The sequence below is a fragment of the Bacillota bacterium genome (genome assembly GCA_040754675.1).
In the GTDB taxonomy this organism is placed as follows: Bacteria; Bacillota; Limnochordia; order Limnochordales; family Geochordaceae; genus Geochorda.
In genome coordinates this window covers 1-5,035 of record JBFMCJ010000297.1, presented here as the reverse complement: position 1 = coordinate 5,035, position 5,035 = coordinate 1, and the positions used below count along the sequence as shown (strand labels likewise).

Annotated in this window: 6 protein-coding genes; 1 reads left to right on the top strand and 5 read right to left on the bottom strand. The window is 69.7% G+C overall.

What is annotated here, in order from left to right; genetic code table 11:
* The 5 genes from AB1609_15280 to AB1609_15260 form a co-directional block, all read right to left on the bottom strand.
* On the bottom strand, window positions 1-385 hold a 385-nt coding region (locus tag AB1609_15280; GenBank protein ID MEW6047816.1), incomplete at its 3' end, for a DUF624 domain-containing protein.
* A 54-nt stretch (window positions 386-439) separates the two neighbouring features.
* Window positions 440-2,170, bottom strand: coding sequence for an arginine--tRNA ligase (gene argS, locus AB1609_15275; GenBank protein MEW6047815.1), 1,731 nt, complete (start codon window positions 2,168-2,170; stop codon window positions 440-442).
* Window positions 2,167-3,081, bottom strand: coding sequence for an agmatinase (gene speB / locus AB1609_15270; protein MEW6047814.1), 915 nt, complete (start codon window positions 3,079-3,081; stop codon window positions 2,167-2,169). The genes argS and speB overlap by 4 nt, the downstream gene beginning before the upstream one ends.
* The gene (speE, locus tag AB1609_15265; GenBank protein MEW6047813.1) at window positions 3,078-3,980 is read right to left on the bottom strand and encodes a polyamine aminopropyltransferase; all 903 of its coding nucleotides are present in this window, start codon (window positions 3,978-3,980) and stop codon (window positions 3,078-3,080) included. The genes speB and speE overlap by 4 nt, the downstream gene beginning before the upstream one ends.
* A gap of 11 nt (window positions 3,981-3,991) precedes the next feature.
* Entirely contained in the window at window positions 3,992-4,450 is a 459-nt protein-coding gene (locus AB1609_15260; protein MEW6047812.1) for an arginine decarboxylase, pyruvoyl-dependent, read from the bottom strand.
* A 239-nt stretch (window positions 4,451-4,689) separates the two neighbouring features.
* On the opposite strand from AB1609_15260, the gene AB1609_15255 reads away from it, so the two are divergent.
* Window positions 4,690-5,035, top strand: a 346-nt coding sequence (locus tag AB1609_15255; protein ID MEW6047811.1) for a hypothetical protein, incomplete at its 3' end; no start/stop codon positions are given.

Here is a 5,035-nt window from a genome sequence, read left to right as displayed (position 1 = left end):
CCACGGCCCGCACCCACACCGAGGGAGCCTGAAGGAAGAAAGCGAGGTCGAGCACGAGGATCACCATCACAAGCCCGCCAGCGGCGGCGATCCCTGCGCTCCGGGCACAGTACGACCGGAAGGCGTGCCAGAATCCGGCGAGCGGCACTTCCTCTCCCCTGGCGAGGGATCGGGAGACGGCGACGAGGGCCGTGAAGGCGGGCACGGTCAGCAAGACAACCACGAAGGCTGCGGTCGCGAGGGTGAAGAGAGAGGGAAACCGCACGGCTGCGACCCCGGCCAGCGCGGCCGGCACCAGGCCGACGAAGAACCACAGGGTCGAACCGGCCAGCACCATGCCCAGGTAGTCGTAGCTGAGCCGCAGTCCCCTGCCCAGTATCTTCACCGAGCGCCTGAGTGATTCCCCAAACAGACTCCGGCCAAACCCCCTGCCTTTGCCTTACATCCGCTCCGGTGCCGAGACGCCCAAAAGGGACAGCCCGTCCGCGAGCACCCGCCGGGCCGCCTCCGCCAGCGCAAGGCGTGCCCTTCGCAGCGCCGGATCGGGATGCAGGAGCCTGTGCTCGTTGTAAAAGCTGTGGAACGCCGACGCAAGCTCGTAGAGCAGGCCCACGATGCGCTGGGGCTCCCGGCGCAGCGCGCCGTCCAGCACGTCCTCGGCGTAGCGCGCCAGCACCTTGAGCACCGCCTGCTCGTGGGGCGTCACGAGCGGCTCCAGGTCGCCGGGTTCGACGTGCTCTGGGGGCGCCGCTCCCTCGGCTGCCCCCTGGCGGAAGACGCTGCAGATGCGGGCGTGGGCGTACTGCACGTAGTAGACCGGGTTCTCCATGCTCTGCATGGCCGCCAGATCCAGGTCCACCTCGACCGGGCTCTCGGGGCTCCGGGAGAGGAAGAAGTAGCGGGCTGCATCCGGTCCCACCTCTTCCACGAGGTCGGCCAGCGTCACAAACTCCCCCGCCCGCTTCGACATCCGTACGGCCTGCCCGCCCCGCACCAGCGACACGAGCTGCAGGATGATGACCTCAAGCCTATCGGCCGCATAGCCCAGGGCCTGCATGGCGGCCTTCATACGTGCCACGTAGCCGTGGTGGTCGGGACCCCAGATGTCGATGACGCGCTGGAAGCCCCGCTGGAACTTGTCGTGGTGGTAGGCGATGTCGCTTGCAAGGTAAGTGAGGCTGCCGTCGCTTTTCACGACGACCCGGTCCTTGTCGTCGCCGAAGGCAGTAGAGCGCAGCCACTTCGCCCCTTCGGCCTCGTAGAGGAACCCCCGCTCCTCGAGCAGGCGAAGCACCGCCTGTACCCGGCCCGCCTGGTAAAGGGTGTGCTCCCGGTACCAGACGTCGAAGCGCACGCCGAACGCTTCGAGCTGGCGGCGCTGCCTGTCGAGCATACGCTCCACGGCGGTGCGCCCGATGCGGGCCAGCCGCTCGTCAGGCGAGAGGCGCGCCAGGTCGGGCTGCTCGGTCAACAGTTCCTCGGCGATCTCTCGCACGTACTCGCCGGGGTAGCCCTCCTCGGGTAAAGTTGCCGGTTCGCCCAGAAGTTGGGCCATGCGGGCGGCCACCGAGAGCGCGAAGAGGTGTGCCTGTCGCCCGGCGTCGTTCACGTAGTACTCCCGCGTGACCTGGTAGCCGGCGGCGGAAAGCAGGTTCGCCAGGGCGTCTCCGACGGCGGCGGCGCGGGCGTTGACCACGTTCATGGGGCCGGTGGGGTTGGCGCTGACGAATTCCACCTGCACTCTCTCGCCATTCCCCACGTTGGGCACGCCGGCCCTGGGCCCTTCGTTGATGATGCTGCACGCCGCCTCGTAAAGCCAGCGCCCATCCAGCCTCACATTGACGAAGCCGGGCCCGGCCACCTCGACGGAGGTGAGCCGCAGCGTGTCGTGGCTGTGCCGCAGGCGTTCGGCCAGCGCTTCGGCGATCGCGCGTGGCGGCTGCCGGAAGTGCCCGGCCAGATTCATGGCGGCCCCGGTGGCAAAGTCGCCGAACGACGGGTCCCTCGGCACCTCCACCGCGCACGCCTTCTCCAGGCGATGCGGGTCGATCTCGCCTGCATTGCGAGCGCGGGCCAGATCCTGCACGATGTGCGCCACCGCCTCGCCGAGCTTTCGCTTCACGTCCAGCACGCTGCGCACGCCGGAAGGCGATCCGGACCCGGCTGTCAAACGCGTTCCACCCTCTCTTGACCCGGGCGGCTCGGGGCTGCCGGCCCCGCCACCAGCACCTCCCGCAGCAGCTTGGCCGCCAGGAGTGACGTGATGTCCGACGGATCCTTGACCGGGCAGACCTCCACCAGGTCGACTGCCACAGGTCCCGCCGAGGCCAGGAGCCCCACCGCCTCCAGCACCTCCCCGGCGCTGGGCCCGCCGGGCTCCGGGGTGCCCGTGCCGGGGGCGAAAGCCGGGTCGGTCACGTCTATGTCAATGGTAAGGTAAAACGGGCGGCCGCGGAGTTCCCGCGAGAGGCGGCGGGCGGCCTCAACCAGTGAGCCGTCCACCCGCCAGGTGCGCCTCCACAGCTCCCACTCCTCCCGGATCCCCGACCGCACGCCCAGCTGAACCAGCCTCTCCAGCCCGACCAGTTCGCTGACCCGCCGCAGGACGGTGGCGTGCGAGAGCGGCAACCCCGCATACTCGTCCCGCAGGTCCAGGTGCGCGTCCAGCTGGACGACGGCGAGGTCGGGCCAGCGCCGCACCGCCGCCCGTACGGCTCCCAGGGTGAGCAGGTGCTCGCCGCCGATGATGACCGGCCGCCGCCCCCCCTGCAGCGCCCCGTGGACCGCCGCCTCGATGATGTCCAGCGCCCCGCGGACGTCCCCCCAGGGCAGCATCAGGTCCCCCAGGTCGGCGATCCGCCGTTCCTCGAGAGCGGCGCCGCGCATCGGGCTGAACGACTCGATTCCGTCGGAGACGTCCCGCACCCGGCGGGGCGCTTCTCGCGTCCCGGGGCGGAAGCTGGTGGTGTGGTCGAGAGGAACACCGATGATCACCTGGTCTGCCTCTTCGGCGGGTGTGGTGGCCTCGAGGAATGGGGTGGTTCGCTGCCAGTGCGGATGTGGCAGCGCTTCTCGGCTCACAGGCGCCCCTCTTCCGTCCGGGACAGATCCGCGTGGCGGTGGCTCTTGCTGGCCGGGGCGTCTGTCCCGGGGGCGACCAGCGCCTCGACGAAGGGCGGCAGCACGAAGGCTGCCCGGTGCACCGCCCTCGAGTAGTAGCGCAGCCCCGGCACCGCCCACCCGTCGTCCGCGGCGGGCCGAGACGGATCGGGGCCGAGCGAGGCCACCGTGAAGCTCCACAGGCCGCTGGGGTACGTCGGTACCGGCGCCAGGTACAGCCAGGCACGTCCGAAGACGTCGCGCATGGCCTCGCTGCAGCGGGTAATCAATTCCTTGTTATAAAACGGCGATTCGGTCTGGGCGGCCAGAATCCCGCCCGGCCGCAGCGCGCTGCGGCAGCTGGCATAAAACTCCCGGCTGAACAGGCCTACGGCCCTGCCGACCGGTTCGGTGGAATCCACCAGGATGGCGTCGTAGGTGGCGGGGTGTTCGGCTACGTGCGCAATGCCGTCCCCGATGGAAAGCCTCACCCGCGGGTCGTCCAGGCAACTGGCCGTCTCGGGAAAGAAGCGGCGGCAGACCTCCACCACCTCGGCGTCGATCTCGGCCAGCACCACTTCCTCCACGCCGGGGTGACGCAGCACCTCCCGGACAGTGCCGCCGTCGCCGCCGCCCACCACCAGGACCCGGCGGACACGGCCGTGGGCCGCAAGGGGAACGTGGGCGAGCATCTCGTGATAGATGAACTCGTCCGCCTGGGTGAGCTGGATCATGCCGTCCAGGACCAGCATACGCCCCCACGGTTCGGTCTCCAGCACGGCCAGCTGCTGGTATTCGGTCTTTCGCACCTCCAGCGCACGCGTGACCCGGCACGTGATGCCCAAAGCGGGAAGCTGCTTCTCGGTGAACCATAGTTCCATGGCGGCGGCTCCTAGCCCCACAGCGCGACGGCCGCAAAGGCGCAGCCGATCTTTTCGACGCGGTGTTCCACGGCGCGCACGTAAAGCTCTACCATCTTCAGACCCCGCCCGCGCAGCGCCTCCTCGGCCATTTTGCGAACCTCGGCCTCGGCCTCCTCGCGCGAGCAGCGGCCCGCGTACTCCATGATGACCCCGAACCCCCGCTCGCTCACGCCCACCGCCACGGCTGCGGCGATGCGCTCGCCCGGCGTCTCGCTGGTGATGCTGCCATAGGCCGTCGGTGTCAGGCTCCCCGGCGGCAGGTCCAGGTACTCGACGCGCCGGGCACCGGCCGGGAGGATGCTCGAAACGCGGATCAGGTTGAGGTTGCCGACTCCTGCGGCCAGAAGCGCGTTGTCAAACGCGTTGAGCGATGTGGCCCCCTCGGCCGCACCGGCAGCCAGGGTGTAGTTTTTGGGAATTGGAAGCATGGCGGTCTTGTGTGCACGCCCTCCCCTTCGAGTGTCGCACGGCGCCCGGCCTCGAGGCGCCGCAGGCCCCGCGATCACGCCCGTAAGTATATCAGACAGGCGTCCGCATGGAAGCCTTCGCGTGAGGACAGGCTACGGTCCCGGCGGGACAAGGACGTCCATGCCGGCCTTGGGGGTCGGGCTGCCTACGGACAGGCTGCCCGGCCTCTTCGTCTGGCCTGGGTCTGATAGAATAAAGAATGAGACGGTGGGGCCGCGGGGCGGTTGTGGAGCGGGCGCTGGCTTTCATTGCAGCGGTGATCTCGCTGCTGGGGGCGCCCCTGCTGCCGGCGGGCGAAGGCGTGCGGGCGCAGGACACAGCCCCCGCTCGCTCGCGCCCGGCGCCCGGAGAGCCGGCGGTGGTGTGGGGAGCCGGCGGTGTACCGGTGGCCGACCGGCTCAACCCGGTCAGGGTGCAGCTCGAAAGCCAGGATGCGGCCTTTGCCGGCGCCGTCACCCTTACGCTGTCGCAGCGCTCGTTCTTTGATGATCGGCCGGCCCTCCTTGAACTGCGCTGGCCCGTCCAGCTTCCTGCGGGCGGCCAGG

Coding starts and splice junctions, on each gene's coding strand:
- speE (MEW6047813.1), bottom strand. CDS start 3,980: ATGGAACTATGGTTCACCGAGAAGCAGCTTCCCGCTTTGGGCATCACG.
- AB1609_15260 (MEW6047812.1), bottom strand. CDS start 4,450: ATGCTTCCAATTCCCAAAAACTACACCCTGGCTGCCGGTGCGGCCGAG.